The following is a 23,610-nucleotide window of genomic DNA, read 5'->3' as shown; positions in this document are numbered from 1 at the left end:
GTGGGATAGAAGAGGAGGTAGTCGGGATGAGCATGTTGGGCGACGAGGGACTGTTGGCCGAGATGCGTGCGGCCCTGAAGGACGTCGACGAGGCGGCCGAACGGGTACGCCGGCGCGTGGCCCGGGCGCAGACCACCGTGGAGGACAAGAAGAAGCTGCTGTCGGTGACCGTGGGTGGCCACGGCGAGCTGACCCGGATCACTTTCAACGGGGACGCCTACCGGCGACTCGCGCCGGCCGAGCTGGCCGACCTGATCGTGACGACGGCACGGACCGCCCGCGAGAAGGCCCAGCGCAAGACGATGGCCGGCACCGCCGAGCTGACGCGTCACCTCACCGGCCTCGACGACGCCGCGCAGTCGGCCGGGAGCATCGAGGAACTTGTCGAGGGCATCGCCAGCATGGTTTCCGGCGGTGCCGACCGGCGGACCGGGCCGGCGGCGTCATGAGCGGGCAACGGATCGAGCACCACGGGGATATCCTGCTCCAGAATGTGCCGGCGGTGCTCCAGTTCAAGGACCACCTGATCGGCACGGTGGACCCGGTGCGCCAGATCGCCGAGTGCCGGTGGGCGGCCGGCGTCCCCGCGGACGACGAACTGAGCCTGCAGGCCCGCGCGGCCGTGCAGCAAGTGATCGGGGTCATCGTGCTCGCGGCGTACGCCAAGCTGGCCGCGGCGGCCGGATTCCAGGGCGAGAAGTTGCACAACGTTTTCCGTGTCGGGGAGAACACCGAGGCCACCATCAACGAAATGGTCCCGGACATGAGCGGTGGCGCGCGGGGTTGATCCGCGGAGACGAGATGGCCGAGGGCCGGGGCGGTGGTCTGCGCCGCTGAGTGATTCGCACTGAGCGACCAGGGGCAGGGAACGGAGGCGTTGCGCGATGGGTAAGGTCGCCGTTCCTTCCGTGGGGCTCAGTGAGTCGGACAAGCAGGCCCTGGAAAATTTCACCGGGATGCGGTTGCACCGGTCGAATCTGCCGATGTTGGCGTACGACCTGAACGCGTTGGAGGTGCTGGCGGATCGGGTGCGGACCCTGTTGGTTCCGGAGCTGATCCAGGCGATCAAGGCGGTTCGGGCGGCGGGGGAGGGTGAGGTCTACGACCGTTTCGTGGCGCAGACCGCTCCGTTCGTGGAGTTGTTGGACGGGGTCGCCGATCTGAAGGTGAACACCGCCCAGGCGATGCGGGGCTTCCTCAACCAGATGGAGCTGACGGATCGTCAGGCGCTGGTCATGTTCATCTTCATGATGACCGAGTTGGCGGTCGCGTTCGCGATGGCGTTCTTCCTGCCGGTGGAGGCGGCGGCGCACATCGTGAAGACCCGGACGATCATCCAGACGATCCTGCGGTCGTCGATGGTGCGGGCGGCGGCGAGCAGCACGGCGATCCAGATGTTGTTCATGCCGGGCTCGTCGCTGTTGGCGCAGATCAGCATGCTGGCTGATGGTCTGATGCCGGGGATCGACTGGGCGCAGGTCGGTAAGCAGGCGTTGTACGGGTTGGCGGTGGCGGGTGTCACCACGGCGGCCTCGCCGGCGTTGGCCCGGTTCGCCGGTGCCGTCGGTGGTGGTCTGGCGCACCTCGGGGTGTCGGGTTCCACGCGTGACCTGTTGACCAGTCTGATGATGGTGCCGGTGTCGGAAGTCGGCATGGAGGTGGTCGGCGGTGCCGGCGCCGGCTTGATGGTCGACGGGTACTACGACACGGGCAGTGTCGGGCCGGACGCGCTCTCCGGGGCGTTGTCGGGGTCGGGTGAGTTGGCCGGGACGGCGGCCGGGATGGGTGCGCGTCGTGGCGCGGTGGGCCTGGGGTTCAATCCGACCCGGCCCCGGTGGCGGATGCCGGATGGTGTCGGCTTCACCGCCGACGGTAGGCCGGTCGCTCCGGTGCCGCCGCCCATCCCGGTCACTGCGGACCCGTCCGCGTATCAGCCGGAGGTCGGCGATCCGGCGGGTGCGGGCTCCGGCGGGCCGGCCCCGGTGCCCGTCCCGCCGGTGCCGGCACCGTCGCTGTCGGCACCGGCGCCAGTGGTGCCTGAACCGGTGCCGCCGGTGCCGGCGTGGTCGCCGCCGGACCTGTCCGTGCCGTCGTGGTCGGTGCCGGACGTGCCCGTGCCGCCGGTGCCGGCGCCGGAGTGGGTCGTGGCCGCTGGCGCGCCGGTGGTGGAGCAGTGGCAGCGGTTCCAGCGGGAGCTGGTGGACCATTACGGTGGGGTGCTGGCCGGGACCGGGCAGGCGCGGCAGTTCCTGGCTGGGCTTCCCGTGCCGGTCGAGCAGGTCTTCACCGAGTGGGCCGACGCCCGGCAGAACGACCCGACCGTCCCCGCCTTCCTGTCCCAGATCGGCCTGCCCGCCACCGCCCTCACCGAGCGGTACCTGTTCGGTGTCCGGGACCAGGCCGTCGCCCGGATCACCGAAGCCCTCGCGGGGCAGATCCCGGCGGGCGGGCAGATCCCGGCGGCGGTACGCCCGGAGCAGGTCGTCGCCGCGCTGCCGGCGGAGTTCGACCGGCAGGCGTTGCGCTCGGCCGTGCATCTGGCCGCCCAGCACCACATCGACCAGTACCTCACCACCGGCACACCGACGCCCGTCACCCTGCAAGGCGGACTGGTCCTGCCCGAGGCCGTTCAGGTGCCGGGGACCGCTGGTGTGCCGGGGGCGGGTGGCGTGCCGGGCGGTGCTGCCGTGCCGGCGGTCGTCGGTACGCCGGGGACCGCTGGTGTGCCGGGTGGCGCGGGCGTGCCGGGGGCCGCCGGGGCGGCGGCGGTGCCGTCGGACGCCGTGCGTGCGGCGGTCGCGCGTCACGTGGACCGGAGCCTCGACGCGATCCTCGGCACCAACCCGCTACCCACCGCACCACTCACCAAGCCGTCCACCATGCCGTCGGCCGTGCCGTCGGCTGCGGTGGCCGGTCCGGACGCCGCGCAGGTCAACGCCGTGGCGGACGTGGTCCGACAGGTGGTCACCGACCTGCCCGCCCGCTTCACGGCCGCGGTCATCCCCGATGCCACCGCACCGGAGGCCACCCCAGCCGGCACGGACACCCCGGCACACGGACGCACCGACGTGCCGACGGTGCCGGTGACCCCGGAGCAGCACACCGCAGCAGCGGCCAGCCTGGCGGAAACCCAGTTCACCGCCCTGGCCAGGAAGCACGGCGTCGAGCCGACCAGTCACGACACCCTCGCCGAATCCTTCCGACAGGACTGGGTCGACGGATACCACCAGGTACTCGCCCAGGCCACCGCCACCCCCGGCACGGCGGGTACGCCCAGCGCGCCGGCCATGTCCAGCACGCCCAGCGTGCCGGGTGCGCCCGGCGTGCCCGGCGTGCCGGCCACGTCCAGCACGCCCGGCGCGCCGGGCACTCCGGATGCGGCCGGCGTCCGCAGCACGCTGCCGGGTGGTGTCGCCTCCCGCATCGACGGCACGCCGGACCACCACGACGCCAGCGACCAGACGTCGGTCAGTGAACTCTCCGTCCCCAGCGACGGCATCTTCAGCCGCGACAGCAGCTTCACCGACCCCACGACGATCAGCGACCTCTCCTCGCAGGACGGTCGGGCCGACCGCGACGAGATCATGACGGTCAGCGATCTCTCCTCGCTGGACGAGCCGACCAGCCGCGACCCGGTCAAACGCGACGTCATCGACGGGGATTCGGTCAGTGGCGTCTCGTCCCTCGACGAGTCGGACAATGGTGAGGCGGCCAGGCGCGAATTCAGGGACACGGACCCGTTCGGGGACGCCTCCTCGCGGGACGGGTTGATCAGCGGTGGCCCGGTCGGGAGCGATTTCGGCGGCAGGGATTCGTTCAGCAACGTGTCCTCGCTGGACGAGCCGGTCGGTAGTGACCCGGGCGGACGCGGCGAGCCGGCCAGCGCGGCACCGGAGCCGGCGGTCGCGGCGACCGGGCAGCCCGTCGCGGCGGCCGAGACCGCGCGGCGGGTCGCCGACTGGATCGATCAGACGCCGGTGAGCCCCGACAACAGCCGCGACCCGTGGTGGTGGTGCGTGCAGGCCACCCTCGACGCCTACACCACCGCGTACGGACGGCCGGGCAAACGGGCGGTACTCGACGACCGGATCATCGGACCCGACGGCCGACCCGCACCCACCCGGAGCTGGCCGCAACTCCTGGACATCCTCGGCGCGACAGACGAGAGCGTCGCCCACCCCGGCGGAGTCACCCCGGAGGACGTGCTCGCCGCGCTGCGAGCGGCACCGGGATCGATGGTCGTGGTCAGGATCGCACCACCCAACGAACCACAACACGTGTTCGCCCTCCACAGCCAGCCACAACCTTCCGGACCACCGACGATCAAGGTGCGCGACGGCCTGGTGCCCGGCGCCGAGGACCGACCCGAACCGACCGACCCGAAACGCGACCCGTGGCTACGACACCTGTTCGCATCGAGTACCCGACTCGCCGCGTTCGACAGCACCGGGCGTCCCACCACGATCGCTGACCTTCTTCCCGACCGCACCACCGCACACCCGCAGCCGAGCACCACGACCAGCATCGACCCCAGCGCCATCCTGCTCGCCTCCACCACCCCGCCACGCGGCCCGTCCCAGGCGATGCAGGCGGACACCACCTCCCCCGGGCAGCCGTTTGATCCGGCGGAGATGGACGATGCGCCTGGCACCGACCCGGCGTTTGTTGGTCTGGGATTCCAAGACGCGGACCCGGATCTGAGCGGGCTGAATCTGAACACACCGGCGGAGCTCCCCGAGGGCTGGGAGCCGCCGTGGGATGTCGATCCGGTCGAGTCGGACCTGTCGTCAGGAGGGGAATCACCGGCGTCCGACATGGACGGGGAAACGCCGAGGGGCGCCGAGCTGGTCGACCCCTCGGATCCGCTGGCATCGGAGTCCGGCGCCGTCCTGCTCGCCTCCACCACCCCGCCGCGCGGTCCGTCCCAGGCGATGCAGGCGGACACCACCTCCCCCGAACCGGCCGGCTTCTCCGGGCAGCCGTCCGACCCGGCGGAGATGGACGACGCGCCTGGCGCCGGCCCGGCGTTTGTCGAGCAGGGATTCCATGAAGCGGACCCGGATCTGAGCGGGCTGAATCTGAACACACCATCGGCGCAGATCCCCGAGGACTGGGAGCCGGCGTGGGATGTCGAACCGGTCGAGTCGGACCTGTCGTCAGGAGGGGAGTCACCGGCGTCCGACATGGACGGGGGAACGCCGAGGGGCGCCGAGCCGGTCGACCCCTCGGATTCGCCGGCATCGGAGTCCGGCACCGATTGGCTGGCGGGTGCCAACCTGAACGACCCCTGGGAGCCGATCGAAGAGTTTGCTGGCGTCGATTGGCGGGCGGAATCCGGCCCGGTCGACTATTGGGTTCCGCTGGCGCGGGTGGATTCGCCGGCACCGGTGTCCGACGTCGATCGGCTGGCGGAACCCGAACAGGTCGGGTCGGACCTGCCAGCAGGGGTTGATTCACCGATGTCCGAGGACGGGGGGACGCCGGCGGGTACCGACCCGGTCGACTCCGGGAATCCGTGGGCGGGGATTTCTCTGCCGGCATCGGTGGCCACCGGTTGGCTGACGGATGCCGACCCGGGCGAAGCCGTGCGGCTGCTGGCAGCGTGGGACCAGCAGGATTCGGCGCCTGGTTTCGGGACTCTGCCGGAGAACCCCGCACCAGTCGGGCCGGACCCGGGGTCGAGTGGGGTACCGGCCGTCGGTGGGTCCGGCGGTGTCCCGCAGGACTGGAAGCGGACCGTGGCTTCGGCGATCGCGCAGTTGTCGGCCGTGGGAACCCGTGGTGAGGGGGGTGGAGTCCGCGATGTCGGGGCGGAGTTCGTGCAGTGGACGCGCGACGTGCTCGGAGTCGGTCTCGCGAATCACTCTCCGCACCCGAACGACTTCCACAACGCGGTGGTGCGTCGCTTCGAGGAGCAGTTGAAGGCTGAGGGGGTCGAGCCCAGCATTCCTGGACTCCGCGCGTGGGTGGCCCGCCAGTTGGCCGCTGACCTTCGCCGGGGTGGCGAGTCGGAGTTCAGCGGGTTGCTTCCGTATCCAGAGGTCATGTCCGAGCGGCGACGGGAGGATCTGCACCGGCAATGGCTCAACAAGATCGCGCGCAACCAGTCCGGCGATTTCGACGTTGCGCATGTGGTTCCGCACGTCATCGCTTCGGGGTTGTCCCTGTCGATGCGGATCCACCATCCGTTCGGTGCCCCGTACGACATCGGCCCGGAGCCCGGTGCTGGTGTCATCCCGTATCCGGTCGTCTTCCACAAGGGCGCCTTTTACCTCGGCCAGCGGCCTGACCCGGCCGATGTCGAACGCGCTCGGCGCATCGCTGAGGGCTTCCCTCGGACAGAGATATCCGAAGACGAGCGGCAGCGACTCGATCGACTGTTCGACGACGCACGCGATCTGCTGCGGGCGACGATCGCGGAGGCGGAGAACCACCCCCATCCGACCAACTCCGACCAGTGGCCCATCCTGCGGGAAACCTTCCACCGCGAACTTGCGGTCATCCGTCAACACCCCGACTTTCCCCACAACAAGAAGGCCCGGGAACTGGCTGCCCACGTCCACTACCTTCGGAGACTCCTCCTCAGTGCCGGCAGATGGGAGTCCGGGAACCGGCAGAACCTGGAGAACCTGGAGAACCAGTTCACCCTCCACCTGCCCGTCGCCGTCGACCAGAGGGGCGGGGGCACCGGTATTTGCGCGTATGGTGGAGTGGCGCAGAGTCGGTCGTCCTTGATGTCGATCGGATGGCTGTCCCGGGCGATATGATCGCTGTCCATTTCGGGAAGGTCGACGAAGCGGGCACCGGCTTCGCTGAAGTCTCGTACACCGCGGCCGACGGTACCGAAATCTACTCTCGGCGAGAAATCGGCCGCAGTCTCAACGACTCGCAGCTGGCCAAGCTGAGGAGCAAGGCGGCCGACAAGGTGTGGGACCTGGACCGTCCGCCACTGGTGCGCGATTTCTCCATAACGACGCCCGTGCACAGGAGCGGGGAATTGAGCGTGGGGCTCGGCAGAGCCGAACGCGGCCGGGATGTCCTGGGGGTGAGGATCCCGTCGGCCCCGGTAGTCGGCGGACTTCCGCCCGTTCTCACCAGGGAGCTGGAGGAGGCCCGGCTTCTGCTCGGGTATGCCCGGGACGGCGGCCGACCCACTGCCGTCGTGGAAGCACCAGCCGGGAAGAACGTCAAAGGGCTGCCCCTGTATCTGGAATTGTCCAAACCTGTCATCACCCGATACGACATCGAGCGGCTGCGCAAGAGGGCATTGTGGGAACCGGAGGATCGGTGGGCTCTTTCCGAGCAGGTGTCTTTCGATGTCGTGTTGCAGCCGGGGGCGAGTCGCCCTGGGTCATTGTCGATTCGTGCCGCGTTGGGTCGACTGTCCATCGAGGTCAGCGGTAGTGGTCGGGCCAGGACCTTGGCCGGGGCGGAGGTGGATCTCTCCCCGGGGACGTCGGTCACCCTGTCCGTGGGGAAGTGGCCGGGGCAGGGGGAGGACGGGGCGGGTGTCGCCGGCACCATTCCTGTCGTGGTCCGCGCGCCGTTGGTCGACGGGCCCGGACACGTCTACCGGCTCTTCGACACCGGTGTGGACATCCGGTACTTCGACGACCTGACAAGAGAGATCAGCACGGCCTCGGCGGAAGTGCGGGAGGTTCCGGAGCGGATTGGGGTACAGGCGGTCGGTGGGTCCGGCGGTGTCCCGCGGGGCTGGAAGCGATCCGTGGCTTCGGCGATCGCGCAGTTGTCGGCCGTGGGAACCCGTGGTGAGGCGGGTGGAGTCCGCGATGTCGCGGCAGAGTTCGCGCAGTGGACGCGCGACGTGCTCGGGATCGATCTCTTGGCTCACGTTCCGAAGCTGAACGACTTCCACGACGCTGTGGTGCGTCGCTTCAAGGAGAAGTTGAAGGCTGCGGGGGTCGATCCCAGCATTTCTGGACTGCGCGCGTGGGTGGCCCGCGAGTTGGCCGCTGATCTTCGCCGGGGTGGCGAGTCGGAGTTCAGCAGGTTGCTTCCGTATCCGGAGGTCATGTCCGAGCAGCGCCGGGAGGATCTGCACCGGCAATGGATCAACAAGATCGCGAACGTCAGGACCGCCGATGACGACGTTGCGCATGTGGTTCCGCGCGTCATCGCTTCGCGGTTGTCCCTGTCGATGCGGATCCACCATTCGTTCGGCGCTCCGCATGACATCGGCCCGGAGCCCCGTGCTGGTGTCATCCGGCATCCGATCGTGTTCCACAAGGGCGCTTACCACCTCGGCCAGCTACCTGACCCGGCAGATGTCGAACGCACTCGCCGCATCGCGGAGGGCTTCCCTCGGACAGAGATATCCGACGACGAGCAGCGGCGACTCGATCGACTGTTCGTCCACGCACGCGATCTGCTGCGAGCGGCGATCGCGGAGGCGGAGAACAACCCCCATCCGACCGACTCCAAGCACTGGCCCGTCCTGCGGGAAACGCTTCAGCGTGAGCTCGCGGTCATCCGTGAGCACCCCGACTCTCCGCACAACATCCGTGAACACCCCGACTCTCCGCACAACAGGAAAGCCCGGGAACTCGCCGCATACCGCCTATACTTCGACGACCTCCGTGCGGATCATCGATGGGAGGAAGAAACGACGGGCTTCCGTTACGACTTTACGCTCGACGTCGGCGTCACGCGACGTAAGAATAGTAAGTCCATGGAGCTGAGCGTGCCGCTGGACGGCGGGGCCGTGCCTGTGAGTATCGGCCGACTGGCCATACGGGGCGACCGGCTTCCTGTTCATTTCGGGGCGAGAGGCGAAGAGGGAATCGCTTTTGCGGAATTCCGGTATACCGACGCGACCGACGGCACCGACAGGATCCTCTACCTAAAATTCGAACACAATCTCAGCGACGGTGACCTGCTCGAGTTGAGGGGGAAGGCAGCCGGCCGCGTGTGGGACCTTCACCACCTGCCGCTGTCGAGCGACCACTATCAGGTGGCAGTGCCTCTATTGGGACGCCAGTATTTGGCCGGTCAATACGGCGACCCGGCGGCCGGGCCGAACGACAGACGGATCGCGGTCCCACACGTCCCGGTGGTCGGCGGGCTTCCGGCTGTTCTCTATGCCGACCTGAACGGCCGTCTCATCCTCGGGTACGCCGAGGACGGTCGACCCACTGCGGTCTTGGTAGCGCCGGCCGAAAAGAACGTCACAGGACTGCCCCTATACCTGGAAGTGGGCAAGCCCGCCCTCGTCGTCGACGATATCAAGCGCCTGCGCAAGGACGCGCTGTGGGAACCGGAGGATCGGTGGGCTCTCTCCGAGCAGATGTCTTTTGAAGTCGTATTGGAGCAGGGGAAATGGACGCCCGGTCCGCTGCCCATCGCGGTCGGCGGTCCTGACCCGGCCAGGACGTTGGCCGGGGCGGAGGTGGATCTCTCTCCGGGGACATCGGTCACCCTGTCGGTGGGGCAGTGGCCGGGGCGGGTCGGGGCGGATGTCGCCGGCACCATTCCTGTCGTGGTCCGTGCGCCGTTGGTCGACGGGTCCGGACACGTCTACCGGCTTCTTGACACGGGTGTGGACAACGAGCGCTTCGACGACCTGAAACGCGACATCACCGAGGCACTGAAAAACCCGGGGTCGACTGCGGCGATGCTGGCGGGGAGGTCCGACGATGCGGCGCAGGGCTTGCCGCAGGAGGACCTTGAAACGTCGGGCTGGTTGCCGGCGGCGGTTGCCACGGCGATCGAACAGTTGTCAGCCGCGGGCAACCTCGACGAGCAGAACTTCGTGCGGTGGACGGGCGAGGTGTTCGGAATCGATCTCACGCGAGCGAAACCGGGCAACTTCTACGACTCGGTTTTCCGCACCTTCAAAGAGCAGTTTGCGGCCTTGGGGATCAACCGTCAAAGACTGCACGAGTGGACGGCCAGCAGCCTGGCCGCCGATCTCCGTCTGGGTGACGCGTCGGAGTTTCGGCGTTTGCTTCCGTATCCGGAGGGCGTGTCCGAGCAGCGACGAGAGGACCTGCACCGGCAGTGGATCGGCAAAATCGCGTACGGCTACAACAGCGATCACGACGTCGCGCATGTGGCTGTCCATGTCCTGGCCCGGCTCATACCCCAGTCGGTGCGCATCTACCAACCGTTCGACGCCCCGCACGACATCGGTTCGGGGTCCGATTCCACCAAGCTGCCAGTTGTCTTCTACAGGGGCGCCTACTACCTCGGCCGGCCTGCTGATCCAAACGATGCTGACCTCGCCGCCAGAATCGCCATGGGTCCCGAGCGGACGCCAATACCGGACGGTGAGAAGCGGCGACTGGATGGACTGTTCGACCAGGCGCTCGGTATGCTGCTGGCGCGAATCGGTGCGGTGGAAGAGAAACTCCGAACGGCCGGCAGCCACTGGTCCGTCCAGCGGGAACACCTTCAGCGTAGGCTCGCGGTCATCCGTCAAGGGGTCGGCGGGGTAGATCTCGCCGAGCGGCAACGCCCCAAATCGCCCCGGCAGCAGGCCGACATCCTGGCGGAATACCGCCGGTACCTCCACAGCATGTTCCAATCCAGCCCCTGGAGAGGAGAGGACCCAAGGCCTCAGGGAGGTCGGGTCACCCTCCACCTCAACGTTGCCTCCCAAGGTGATTCGATGGCAGTGGCGTTTGCCCAAGTGGGTGACAAGCGCCTGCGTATCCGCCATCTGAATGCTGTCGCCATCCCGGGCGACCGGATCGCCGTCGATTTCGGGATGGACGGTGAAAAGGTCTTCGCTGTTGCCAGAATTCCCTACACGGCGCCCGACGGAACCGAGAGATTCATCTACCGGGACTTTGATACGGACTTTACTGCGGAAGATCTGAATGCTCTGAATGAGCGGGCAGTGGAGGCCCCGTGGCGGAAAGTGCACTCGGCGATCGAACAGTTGACGGCCAGGAAAACCCACAAAGGGTCGGCATTCAAGCGTTGGGCGTATGAGGTTTTCCGCATCGGTCGCGCGGAGGGCGGCGCGCGGCCGCTCGACGCCTTCTACGGGACGGTGTTGAGCACCCATCAGGACCGGTTGGCGCAGGCGGGCGTCACCACCGTGGCTGAACTGGGCGCATTGGTGGCCCGCCACCTGGACGCCGACCTCCGCCGGGGCGGGCAGTCGATGTTCAGAGCACTTCTCCCCTATCCGGAGGACATGTCCGAGCAGCGACGGGAGACGCTGCACCAGCACCTACTCAACAAACTCCTACACCGCCAGCCGGGCTATCCCGACGTCGTGCACGTGGTTCCCCACATCGTGGCCTGGGGTTTGGGTCTGCCGATGGCGATCCACTATCCGTACGGTGCCCCGTACGTCATCGGTCCACCGTCCGATGACGGTGAGGTCCCGCAACCAGTCGTCTGGTTTGACGGCGCCTACTATCTCGCCCAGCCTCGTGACCCACACGATGCCCGCATCGTCGAGGGCTTCCCGTCACCCGCAGCCCTCACCGAACTGCGCCGACTGGACGTGGTGTTCGACGAGGCGCTCGAGGTGCTGAAAACCGAAGTCGACACGGCGGAACAGAACACGGCGATCGGCCACTGGCCGCTCCTGCGGGACACCTTCCACCGGAACGTCGCGGCTATCAGCCAACGCCCCAGCTCCCCCCAGGTGCGCGCCGACGTACTCGAAGAACACCTCCGATACCGCGACGCCCTCCGCGAGGAGAGCACCTGGGAGGACGAGAACCGTTGGAACCTGCAAGACCCGTTCACCATCCCCGTCCTCGTCGAGGACACCGCGGGTCGTCCAACTCTTCGGCTCCGGCTTGACGGCAACGACATTTCCCTCGGATATGCCGATCGAGTCGCCGTCCCGGGCGACAGGGTCGCTGTCGATTTCGGAAAGGTTGACGGCGAAGGTGTCGGTATTGCCAGAATCCCGTACACCGCGCCCGACGGCACCGAGAGGTTCGTCTACCAGGAGATCGCCCGCAGGTTCACCGACAGCGAGCTGGCCGAACTGTGGAGTGTGGCAGCCGGCCCGGTATGGGAGACCGTCGACCGGTGGACGTTCGGCAATTCCTACCACGTCACGGCGCCGGTGAGCGAAAGCGGAACATTTGACATCACCTTCGGCGGCCAGCGAGTCACGCTCCCACCGGTCGAGGTGGCCGACGGACTTCCGCCGGTCATCGCCGCCGAACTGAGGGAGGGGCGTTTCCGGCTCGGGTACGGCATGGATAGTCGACCCCTGGCGGTCCTGGAAGCACCGGCCGGGAGGAACGGCACCGGAGCGCCCCTGTACCTGGAGCTGTCCTCGCCGGCCCCCACCGCCTACGACATCGAGCGGCTGCGTTCGATGGCGCTGTGGGAATCGGCCGAGCCAGCGGCGCTCCTCGACGAAGTATCCATCGATCTCGTCATGCAGGAGGACAGGCGCACGCCATACCCGCTGCCGCTCACGCTCGGCGATGACAACTCGGGCAGGACGCTGGACGGGCAGGAGGTGGATCTCTCCCCTGGGACGGAAGTCGCCCTGCGGGTCGGCCGATTTCTCCGGCTGGAGGAGTCGAACGTCGTCACGAGCATCGTCGCCGTGGTCAAGGCGCCGTTGGCCGACCAGTCCGGATACGTCTACCGGCTCATCGACACGAACCTGCCGAATGAGTGGTTCGACGAGTTCAAGACGCAGTGGGAGACGACCGACAGCGGCAAACGTCCGGCCGCGCCGGCATGGCCTGCGGGGCCACTCGAGAAGCGTCCGCGTACCGGGGGTGAGTTGCCTGGCAGCCCGGCCGCGTTCGAGTGGGGTCCTGGGAAGGGCTCGTTCTCGGCTGGTGTGGGCGTGGAGACCCTGTCGTCTTCCGGATGGGCGGCTGGGGTGGAGCCGTCGGTGGAGCAGGTTGACGGTGGTTGGCGTGTGTCGTATCGCAGTGCGGAGGGTTTGCCTTCGTGGGGCGAGATGAACCGGGTGCATTCGGATCGGTTCACGTGGAAGGGTCCGGCGCCGCTGGAGTTCGTGCCGACGCCGGGGGACGGGCGTCCGTTCCGGGTGGTGACGGCGGGGGAGGATGCGGGGGTTCGGGTCCACGTCGATCATTGGGTGGATGGTGAGTCGGGGACGGTGGTGTTCCGTCTTCGGTTGGAGCCTGACGCGAACGTGGTGGAGAAATCCATTGTGGACACGTTGGGTGCGGTTGAGCAGTGGGTGGTGCAGACCAACGAGCGGTTGCGGCCGGAGGGTGGGCCGCCGGCGGTGGCGGTGGTGTTCGATCCGGCCGCGGAGACGGTGGTTCGGCTCAGCCGGTACGGCAGTGACCTGAAGGACAGTCATCGTGTCTGGGTCAGCGAGGATGGCTCGGCGGGTCGGATCACCCAACTGCACTGGCTTGCCGATCTTCCGTCCCGCGCTTACGGGCATGAGCTGAAGCACTTCGCCGGGGTGCCGCACGATGGTTCGCCGGATGATCTGCTCAGGACGTCCAGGACCGTCGGTGACGATCATCTCCACGAGCCGGGGTTCACCGCCTGGGAACTCGACGAGATCCGTAAGACGGCTGCCTCGTACGTCGCTCGCACGGTCGAGCCCCGGCCGGCGCCTGCCCTGGTCCCGCTCGGCGTGCCCCGCGACGGTCTCGACCTGTTGTCCGCCTTCGTCGCCTCCGAACCGGCCCTGGTCCGCACCGCGCTGGACGCGCGGCTGCCGGCGGACCTGCGGGAGTTCCTCTCAGGTCCGGCCGGGGTGCGGGCCGCTGTTGCCGAATCGGTTCGTACCGGGGTGCCGCAGGGGTCCGAGCTCGGCCGGGTCACCGAGCTGTTGCGGGACCACGTGTCCGGCTATCTGGAGGAGAACGCGGGGCGGTTGCCGGCGGACGTGACCGCGCAGCGGCTCGCCTTCCAGCCGCAACACGAGCGGGACGTGGCAACGCTCAGCCCCGACCAGGCGCAGCGGCGCGTCGGTGAACTCTTGGCCGCCGGTCTCCTGGACCCGGACACCGCGCGGGCACGCCTCGACGAGATGCGGGCGAATCCGGCGGACGCCGGCCGTCACCTGCTCGAGGTGTTGACCGACCCCGATCGTCAGCTCGACTCCGGGGAACTGGCCGCGGTGAAGGCGGCCGTGCACGACTGGGCGAACCTGTCGGACAGCCCGGCCGGCCGGTTCCTGGCACCGCTGCTGGCCCACGCGACCGATGCCCGGATGCAGATTTCCCAGGTCGCCCCGGACGGTGTGCGGCCGGTGGCCGGGTACGGCCCGGCCGGGGGCGCCCCGGTCAGTCTGGCCCGCGCGGCGGCCGACCCGGAGCGGCCGGGCGTCCACTTCGACGCGCTCGTGCCGGAGACCCCTGCGGCGGTCGAGCCGTCGGCCGTACCCTCGCAGCAGCTCGCGCCGGCCCCGCAACCGCCGGCCCCGGCCGCCGGGGACGGTCAGCAGCAGGTCGTCCCGCTGGCCAGTGCGTCCCCGGACGCGCCGCTGGTGGTGATGGCCGAAGGGCTACCGGAGAACCTGCGGCTCCAGCGCGCGGTGGGCGGTGTGCTGCTGCACGACAGGGACGCCGCGCCCGGCCCGATCAGCTCGCGGGTGTTGGCCCCGACCGGCCCCGGCCCGGCCGTCCTGCTGCACTCCTCGGTGCTCGACCCGGACAGCCTCGGTGCCGCGCTGGCCGGGTTGCGGGCGCAGGACGCCACCATGGCCGTCCTGCACTGGCCGCAGGATCAGCCGGTCAGCGTGGCCCGGGCGCTGGAGGTCACCGCGCAGGGGCTGGGGCCGCAGTCCTCGGCCATGTTGTCGGTGCCCCGGTCGGCGCTGCGGGACCGGCCGACACCCAGCCCGCAGATCGTCCCGCTGGACGCCAACGGCGAGGTGACCTTCTTCAGCGGGCGGCCCGAGCGGTACCTCTTCCTGCCCGAGGTCACCGGCGCACCGCGCCGGCCCGCCCCGTACGGCCTGCCCGAGCAGTCGCCCGGCGTGTACCGGCTCGGCGACGACTGGGTGGTGTGGGACGGCGGTAGCCACCTGTGGATCGGGCCGGAGTCCGAGTTGGACGGGGCGCGGCGGTTGCTGCCGGAGACCGGTGGCTGGCTGGCCGAGCCGGTGGTGTTCCTGGGCTGGAAAGCGACTGCGCTGCCGGCCGAGGTGGGTCACCGGGTCGGTCGGATCTTCGGGGGCATGCCGGCCGCGCCGCCGACGCACCTGATCACCTCCGGGATGGGGCTGGACCGACGTACTCTCGTCCCGTCGGAGGTGTCCGGGCTGCCGGCCGGCGTCCAGTTGAGTCACGTTCCGGGTGGGGTGCTCGCCCACGCCGGTCCACGGCCGCCGGCCGGTGCCACGACCCTGAACTGGTCCGACCTGACCAGCCCGGACCGGCCCCGGCTGGTGGTGGACGAGTCGGTCGGCGACCCGGTCGCCGTCGTGGAGGCCGTCCATCGAGGGCTTCCTTCGGGTGCCGGCCCGCTCCAGGTGTTCGTCGCGCCCCCGGCCGCCGGCACCCCGGGCACGTCGTCCGGTGCGGTGGACGCTGCCCGGGTGGCGGAGGTGTTGCGGGAGCGGTTCGGCGGGCGGTTGGAACTGGTGCTGCCGGTCTCCGTGGTGGGTCGGCAGCCGGCCGGTGCCGACGAGCTGATCCCGGTCGACGCCCGGGGGCAGGAGACCTTCCCGGCCGCCGCGCACGCCTGGCGGGTGCCGCTGCGTCCGGCACCGCCCCGGCAGCCGGGGCCGCTGGGCCTGCGACCGGCTGCCACCGACGGGTACGAGGTGTACCGGGGTTGGACGGTCCGGGAGCAGACCGGGGTCGTCCTGTTTGCGCAGAACGGCACCAGCCCGAACACGCTCTCCCCCGACGCCCTGGCGGCCCCCGCGAGCGGGGTGGCCGTGGTGGTCCAGTCCCGGGGTGGTCCCATCCCGCGCGAGGTGGCCGACACGGTCGCCCGGCTGCTCTCCGGTGTTCCGGAGGCCGACCGGGACGTCCGGGTCTTCGGTAACGCGGCCAGCGCCGGACCGGCCGCACCCGATCCCGGCGGGTCGTCCGCGTCGGCTCCGGCGCGGCCGGCCACCCCGGACCGGCGGGCGCTGGCGCTCGGCGATCCCAAGGCCAACCTGCCGGACGTTGACCGTATCGAGCAGGGGCTGCGCGCGGAGGTGGCCCGTCGGGGCGTCACCGTGCGGGACAACGAGTGGGAACAGTTGCGTGAGCGGCTGCTCAACAACTACCCGCAGTTGGTCTCCGCGGACGGGCACCTGTTCACGCTGGGTGGCATCGAGGTCCGGGCCCGCCTGCGGCCGGAGGACCCGCAGTTGGTGTCGAACCCGGCCGGCTCGTTCGACACGGAGACGTCCGGTCCGTCGCTGGACGACACCGAGGGCCGGACGAGCGAGGACGGCCGTTTCCACGCCAACCAGTTCACCCAGGGTGTCTTCCAGACCGGTGCGCACAGCCAGTCCGACGGCACCACCACGCGGGCGATGCGGTTGCGGGGTGATTTCAACGTCGACGTGCCGCTCGGCCCGATGACCCACTGGGGGCCCCGCTTCAACGCCACCCTCAACAAGGTCGACCAGAAGTCCGCCTACCTCATCGACGCGGAGAAGGGCCGGGTGTTCGACACCCGCGCGGATTCGACGTTCTACTCGTACGAGCCGGGGTGGTTGATCGAGGCACGCGGCGACGCGCAGCCGTGGCAGGCGGTGGAGGTGCCGGAGCCGCCGGATGGGCAGGAGGCCGCCCGGCTGGTGGTGGCGATCCCCGACCACCTGCTGGAGAGCGCCGGCGAGCAGGTGGTCGCCGACCTGCCCGAGCACATGCGGGACAACCTGACGCGGGTGCCGGAGCTCTTCTCCGCCAGCAACATCACCGGCCTGAACGAGCTGTACGACCTCGTCATCGACCGGCTGCGCGCCGACGGCTTCGACATGTCCATCGAGAGCCCGATGCGGGGTGAGTTGCAGCGCAAGCTGTGGAACCTGGAGACCCACTTCGACGAGGCGGTGAACAACCGGCGTACGCCGGAGACGGACGGCGACGCCGGCGCGCTGACCCGGGGCTTCGCGTTCACCTTGCACGACGACGGGCACGCGGCGGCCAGCATCCGGGTGTACGGCCGTCGTCTCGGCGGCTCCGTGCAGGTGGGCCTCGGCGGCGGCTCCACGCGGGTGGGCGCCAGCAGCGACAAGGCCCACATCGAGCAGGTGCGTACCGGCATCGTGGGGCAGGGCGGCGAGTTCACCCTCGGGCAGTCCGCCGGGCTGTCCCTCGGTGGCGCGGTGGACCTGCCCTTGGCCCGGCGTCTCGACGATCCACAGGCGTACAAGGAGAACGCCAAGCTCGGTCTCTCCGCCCGTGCGGGGATGAGCTGGACCAGCAACGACGGTGGTGGCGTCACGGTGGCGTCGCTGAACGTCGTGGTCGGCCGGTACACCGGTCAGACGGTCGGCCACGAGGTGCCGTTCGAGTGGCACGCCGAGGTGTCCACCTCCCGCCGCCCGCGCGAGTGGCCGCATCCGACGCCGGTGGTGAACGGGTCGGCGGTGCTCCGGATGTCCGAGCCGGACGCCTTCGACTACGGGTTCAGCGTCGACGCGGACGCCTTCGCCCCCGATACCGTCCCCGGTCTGGCGGACGGTGACCTGGCGGTGGTGCCCGCAGGCGGACGACTGCGGTCGGTGCCGCACGACCAGTGGCGGCCGAGGTTGCGCAACACCGGCGTGCACCCGGAGGACACCGGCGGCAACCTGCTGCCCCGGCACGTCATCCAGGGGCGGGGTCTGCTGGGTCAGGCCCTGCCGAGGATCGACAAGCCGGCGGTGCGGCGGCTCCGGGCCGGTCTCATGGAGGTGCTGGCCGGTGAGGGGTTCCTTCCGGCGGACGGGGACCGGCCGTGGGCACACGGGGAGCAGAACCGGCCGGCGACCCCGGATCCCGGTACGCCCCTGGAGGAACGGCCGCTGCTGGGTCGGATGGTCGACGGGGCGCGGGACGTCTACGACGAGGTCGTCCACCGCGACACCGACGCCACGATCGACAACCTGGACCTGTTCCACAAGATGGTCAGTGGCGACGGCCTGGAGTCGCACTTCGACTCGCTCGTCCAGGACGGTGCCGCGTTCGTCGACGACCCGGACGCGCCCGCCCCGGCGGCGGGCATGTCCTTCACCCTGCACAGTTGGCGCAACGCGGTGATGCGTACCGCCGAGGTGACCGTCTTCGCGATTCCCCGGATCACCGCGGACGTGGACGCGGACGGCAACTCGGTGCACTTCGAACGGCTCAGCGACGAGGTGAGCACGGTCACCCTCGGGATGTCGCTCGGCATCGCCGGCCAGGGCGCGAGCGGCAACCAGGGCTGGTCGGTGGAGGGCGGGGTGAACACAGCGCTGCCGCCGAGCGTCAAGGATGTCCGGTCCGTCGGACTCCTCGGCGGGTCGGTGAGCCGCAACGTCGGCGCCGCCGAGCGGGTGACCCGGGTGGTCAACCGGCCGGAGCTGAAGGAGTACGGCGGCCGGGTGATGTTCGTCAACGCGCCGTACGACCTGGGCTTCGTGGTCCGGATCAGCGACCGGGACGCCCCGATCGTCTCGCCGGAGCTGATCCGCGCCAACGTGCACGCCGCGCTGCTGAAGTTCAACACCGACCCGGCCACCTTCAGCGAGGTCGCCCCCGGCGACGTCGCACCGTCGGCGCTCCACCAGGGCATCGTGTACTTCGTCGACGCGCACGGCCTGCGCGCCGCGGCGCAGAACCAGTTGCCGCGGGACCTGACCCTGGCCGGCCGGCCGATGACCGGGCCGGTGGCCAGCCTGACCAACCACGTCACCTTCCAGGCGCGGTTCAAGGAGGCCATGCTCGGCCAGTACGGCGCGACCACCCTGGTCGAGCCCGGCTTCTGGGCGAACACCAACGCCGCGCTCTCGGTCAAGGTGCCCCGGATCAAGGGGGCGCAGTTCGTCGGCGCCACCCCGGACCAGTACGTCACGGGCCTGATCGAGCTGTACCTGGCCGAGACCGTCAACGTCGCCAACGAGTCGTTCACGAAGGTGTTCAACCTGCCCAACGTCGGCCTCAGCCGCAAGTTCGGCCCGGTCAACGTCAGCTTCGGCGAGTCGGCGGGCGTGCGGGTCAGCGAGAGCGAGTCGGCGGAGACCAAGCGCGTCGGCGGCCTGGAGATGCTCAAGCTGGCCTTCGGCCTGGGGTACGCCTATGTGGCGGAATACGACGCCAACGTCCGCGCCGGCATCCACAAGCAGGTCGGGTTCGCCGCCAGCCGGGTCAGCGTGCCACCCGGGGCCGACCTGCGGGGCCGCACGATGCTGTTCATCCTGCCGGAGGCGGAGGCCCTGGCGCAGTACGCGGCCGGGAAGCTGCCGGTCAGCGATGTGCAGCTGGTCGACGCGATGGGCCGGTGGTCCCGCGGTGAGTTGGTGCTCAGCGGCAACACCGTGGCGGGGTTGCTCAGCCGGTGGCGTGGCGACCTGGCCGACCGCGCCAGCAGCCGCACCGTCGACGGTCTGCCCGACCTCGGCGCGTACCTGATCCAGCACCGGGTCCAGACATGGGCGCTGACGCTCGCCGACCGGCACGTGGACCAGCGCGGCGCGGTGCTCGACCCGCGCCGCCGCGCGCGGTTCGCCACCGACTTCGGGATCACCCTGGACCCGAACGTCAACCCGTTTAGCGCGTTGACCGTGCCGCCCTACCTGACCCGGACCGGTGACCGGACGCTGGGCCACGCGGGCGTCGACGATCTGGTGCTGTTCACCGGGCCGGCCCCGGCGGACGGCGGGCCGCGCCCCACCACGACCGTGCTGGACGCCGTTCGGGAACTGGTGGACGCGGGCCGGCCCGGGCTGCTCGGGGCCAGCCACGACAACTGGCCGGGGGCGGGGACCAGCTGGGGCGTGCTGATGGTCTCGCCCGACGAGTCGGTGGTCGGCGCGCTGCCCGGCGGCCTCGAAACGCTCCAGTCCACGCTCGCCGGTCAGCGCGCCAACATCGTGTTCGCCGACATGCTGCACCGCTACAACGGCGTGACGTTCTACCTGGTCGACCAGCGCAACCCGGTGGCGGCCCAGATGTTCAAGCTGAAGGTCTCGGGCACCCTGGGCGGCCGACCGCGGTACACCGGCTGGAGGGCCGACTACGGCATCGAGAACTACGAGCACGCCTACGGCGCCACCGCTCGCATCATCGGACAGGCGCTGGGCTGGAACCTGACGCCGGCCCGGTTCGGCTTCTCGGTCGACGGCGTCCCGGTGTCCACCGCCGGGTCACTGTCGTTCGCGCCGGGCGGAGGGCGCGGCGTCAAGGGTGCCGCGCAGGTCGTCCGGGAACGCACCGTCTACGACTGGACGGGGAACTACGAAGCCGAAGACGACATCGGCCTGACCATGGAGCTCAGCCGGGTGCAGATGCACGGCTGGCAGCCGAGCTACCTGGTGAACCACGTGATGACGGCCATGAACAGCGCGGCGGACTGGGCGTTGCACCAGGCGCCCGCCGGTTTCGCCGACTGGATCTCCCTCGCGCCGGTGGAGCCGGTGCTGACCCGTCACTACGAGGGGCGGATCGACTTCAAGGTGCCCCGGGGGCTGGCCGAGGCCACCCCCGTCCCCCGGTCGCCGCAGCTGGACCTGCGCGCGCTGCCGGCGCTGCCCGGCGACGCCTACGTCAGCGCCGCCCTGGTCGACGACCTCTACCCGGCCGCCCGGCACCTCATGGGCAACGTGCTCGGCCCGCAGGCCAACGCCCCGATGTACCGGGGCAGCGTGGCGCTCGACGGACTGCTGTCCCGGCTCAACGTCGACAACCACCTCTCCGAAGGGCTGGGCGACGGCGGGTACCTGCTCGGCTCGCACCTGTTCGTCGCCGGCTCGTCCAACAACCGGGTCGCCATGCGGATGTACGTCAAGCTGCACTCGCTGGAGATCATCAGCGAGCTTGCCACCACCGGCACCGGCCGGTACGCCAAGTTCGCGTTCACCACCTCGGCCACCCAGTCGCGCAACCGGTGGCGGCCCAACTTCGACGCGGAGGCGGCCTACGGCTCGCCGATCGGGAAGACGAACATCGGCCCGCAGGAGGACACGACGGCCGGCGGCCGGATCTCCACCGGCGCGAACCGGAACGCGCCGGCCAGCCACAGCGCCACCTTCGACGACACCAAGCGGCTCGAGAACCACCTCAAGATGCAGGGGTTGACGTACCTGGTCCGGATCCGCACCCAGGCGCGTTTCGTCGCGGTCCCGCACCAGCACAGCGCGTTCCACCGCGACGCCGGCCTGGCGCCGATCGAGCCGGCGCGGTTCGAGGCCGACGACGCCCCCGGCACCGGTTGGATGAGCGGCGACGGGTTCTACGAGATGTTCGCCGACGAGGTACACGAGCTCCAGCGCGCGCTCTCCGAACGGTACGACTGGAAGACGAACAACCCGGCCGGCTGGCCCGCACCGGCGGCCGACGCCCCCACGATCGGTCTGGAGGGCCTGCTGCAACGCGCCACCCCGGCGGGCATGGCCGCCGCGCCGGTGGCCGACCGGGTCATCCAGGCCGGCGACTTCGACCCCGACCAGGCGCCCCAGCATGTGGCCCTGCTGATCCGCGACCAGCTCGGCAACCACTACGACCCGGTCAGCCCGCTCCGGCTCACCGCCAGCGCCGCCGAGCAGACCCGCCGCCGGTACGAGGTGACCTTGGACTGGGCGGTGGGTCACCTCCAGCAGCTCAACGCCACGCAGCAGGCCACCGCCGACCTCGCCGAGCTGACCGCCTGGAAGAACCGGGTCGGCAAGCTCGCGGTCGGTGCCGCGCTGTCCGCAGCCGACGTGCGGCTTTTCAACGAGCGGATCCCCCAGATCGTCGAGCGGGTGCAGGCGGTGCAGCCGCCGGGCTCCCCGTCGGTCACCCCGCCGGAGGAGGTGGAACTGCTCGCCCAGGACCCGCGCCCCGTGGCCCGGGTGGTGGCGTTCGAGCTGAAGACCCACCTCGACCTGACCGTCACCGACGACCAGGGCGCGGCCAGCCGGTACCGGATCGACCCGCAGGGCTGGATCGTCGCACTGCGGGAGGGTCCGGACGGCACGTTCGCCCCGGTCACGGCCCCCGAGGTGATCTTCGACCTGGACCGTGACCTGAAGCTGCGGGCCGACGCGGCCGGGATCCGCCTGCGACGGCAGATGGCCCTCTACCACGAGCTGCTGGGCCGTACCCCGGTGCAGATGGACGCCGCTGCGGAGCTGGGTCCGGAGCTGGAGACGCACATCCGCCAGGCCCGCGCCGACGCCGACGACCGGGCCCGTGAGTGGATCACCGAGGGCCTGCCCGCCAAACCCGCGAACCCCCTTGCCGTCCACACCGCCCGGCACGACACCGACACCGCCCAGACCCGGGCCGGTCAGGCGCGGCGGCTGCTGGCCCCCGTCCTGCCCCCGGGATGGACCACCACCGGGCCGCTGCCGCTGCCGCTGCCGCAGGCGCCGGACACGCTGCGCCCCGGCACCCGAGTGTGGATCACCCGCCCCCAGGGTGCCGCCGCGGCACGTGTCGACGCCGACGGCACGTACCGGCTCTACGACCCGTTCGCCCTCGGGACGGCCGAGCGGACCCTCGACGCCCAGCAGTTCCAGGACGTACTCGCCGGGGCGTCGGCCGTCACCCTGGTCGAGCCCGACGTGCTGACGAGCTGGCTGCTTCAGGACGGCAACTGGACGGCGTCCCGGCAGTTCGCGGAGGACAACCTCGGGATGCTGCGCGCCGACCCGACCGCGACGCGGCTGACGCAGGACCAGCAGCAGGCCCGGCCGGCGTCACCCCCGACCCCGCCGGCCCAGCCCGACGCGACCCGGACCGAGACGACCCCGGCACCCGCCGGCGATCCGGTCCGCGACCGGCATCGTGCCCTGCTCGACGCCATCCGGGCCGGACAACTGACCGCCGCGTACGACTACCTCGCCGCCGCCGACGCGACGGCCCGGCACCGAGTGCTCGCCGACGCGGTGGCCGCGGTGGTACCGACCGCCCCGACCGACCCGATCGACCCGACCGCCCCCGCCGGGCTGCGGGCGCTGGCGGACCTCGTCGACGCCGACCCCCGGGTGACCCGACCCCGGCCGGGGCCGGAGGCCGTCTCCGACGCCGGCATCCTGCGGGCCGTGGCCGACATCCTCGACCCGGCCGTCGGCGCACTGGACACCTTCCGGGCCATCGCCTCCGCCGCGTGGACCATCAACCCCCGCAGAACTGGCCGGACACCCTGCAAGCCCTGACCGAGATGCCCACGGCAGCCGGCCGCGACGTGGCGACGCTGCGCGACGCGCTCGACATCATCGAGCGGCAGCGGTACCACGGCGTCGCCGACCTGCTCGACGGCCTGACCCCGGACGACGCCGGCCGGGTCGCCGCCGAGGTGACCGCGTCCGGGGCGACCGCGACCGACCTGGCCCACGCGTGGGAGGACGTCTCCACCCCCGCCGACCTGATCCGGGCACTACCCGCACCGGCCGACACCTGGGCCGGGACGGCGGACACCCCACTGCCGCGGGCCCACGTCGTGCACCATCCGACGCCCCCGGCATCCGCCACGCTCGACGAGTGGCTCGCCATCGGCAACTGGGACGACTCCCGCGCCTTCCTCGACGGTCACCGGGCGGACCTGCTCTCCGACCGG

4 protein-coding genes are annotated in these 23,610 nt (G+C 70.3%); all 4 read left to right on the top strand.

All coding sequences use genetic code 11. The features are described from left to right. Window positions 1–26 precede the first annotated feature (26 nt). Window positions 27–449: a YbaB/EbfC family nucleoid-associated protein gene (locus GA0074692_RS13230; protein WP_091644231.1), complete on the top strand. Its 423-nt coding sequence runs from the start codon at window positions 27–29 to the stop codon at window positions 447–449. After that, complete coding sequence (locus tag GA0074692_RS13225) at window positions 446–787, top strand: hypothetical protein (protein ID WP_091644227.1); 342 nt, start codon at window positions 446–448, stop codon at window positions 785–787. The genes GA0074692_RS13230 and GA0074692_RS13225 overlap by 4 nt, the downstream gene beginning before the upstream one ends. Before the next feature lie 121 nt (window positions 788–908). Next, window positions 909–6,767: a hypothetical protein gene (locus GA0074692_RS34715; RefSeq protein WP_091644223.1), complete on the top strand. Its 5,859-nt coding sequence runs from the start codon at window positions 909–911 to the stop codon at window positions 6,765–6,767. Continuing rightward, the gene (locus GA0074692_RS13205; protein ID WP_141725269.1) at window positions 6,746–23,209 is read left to right on the top strand and encodes a hypothetical protein; all 16,464 of its coding nucleotides are present in this window, start codon (window positions 6,746–6,748) and stop codon (window positions 23,207–23,209) included. The genes GA0074692_RS34715 and GA0074692_RS13205 overlap by 22 nt, the downstream gene beginning before the upstream one ends. The last annotated feature ends 401 nt before the right edge of the window (window positions 23,210–23,610 follow it).

The sequence above is a fragment of the Micromonospora pallida genome (assembly GCF_900090325.1).
Lineage (GTDB): Bacteria > Actinomycetota > Actinomycetes > Mycobacteriales > Micromonosporaceae > Micromonospora > Micromonospora pallida.
The sequence above is the reverse complement of the archived record's forward strand: the minus strand, read 5'-3'. Positions and strand labels throughout refer to the sequence as shown.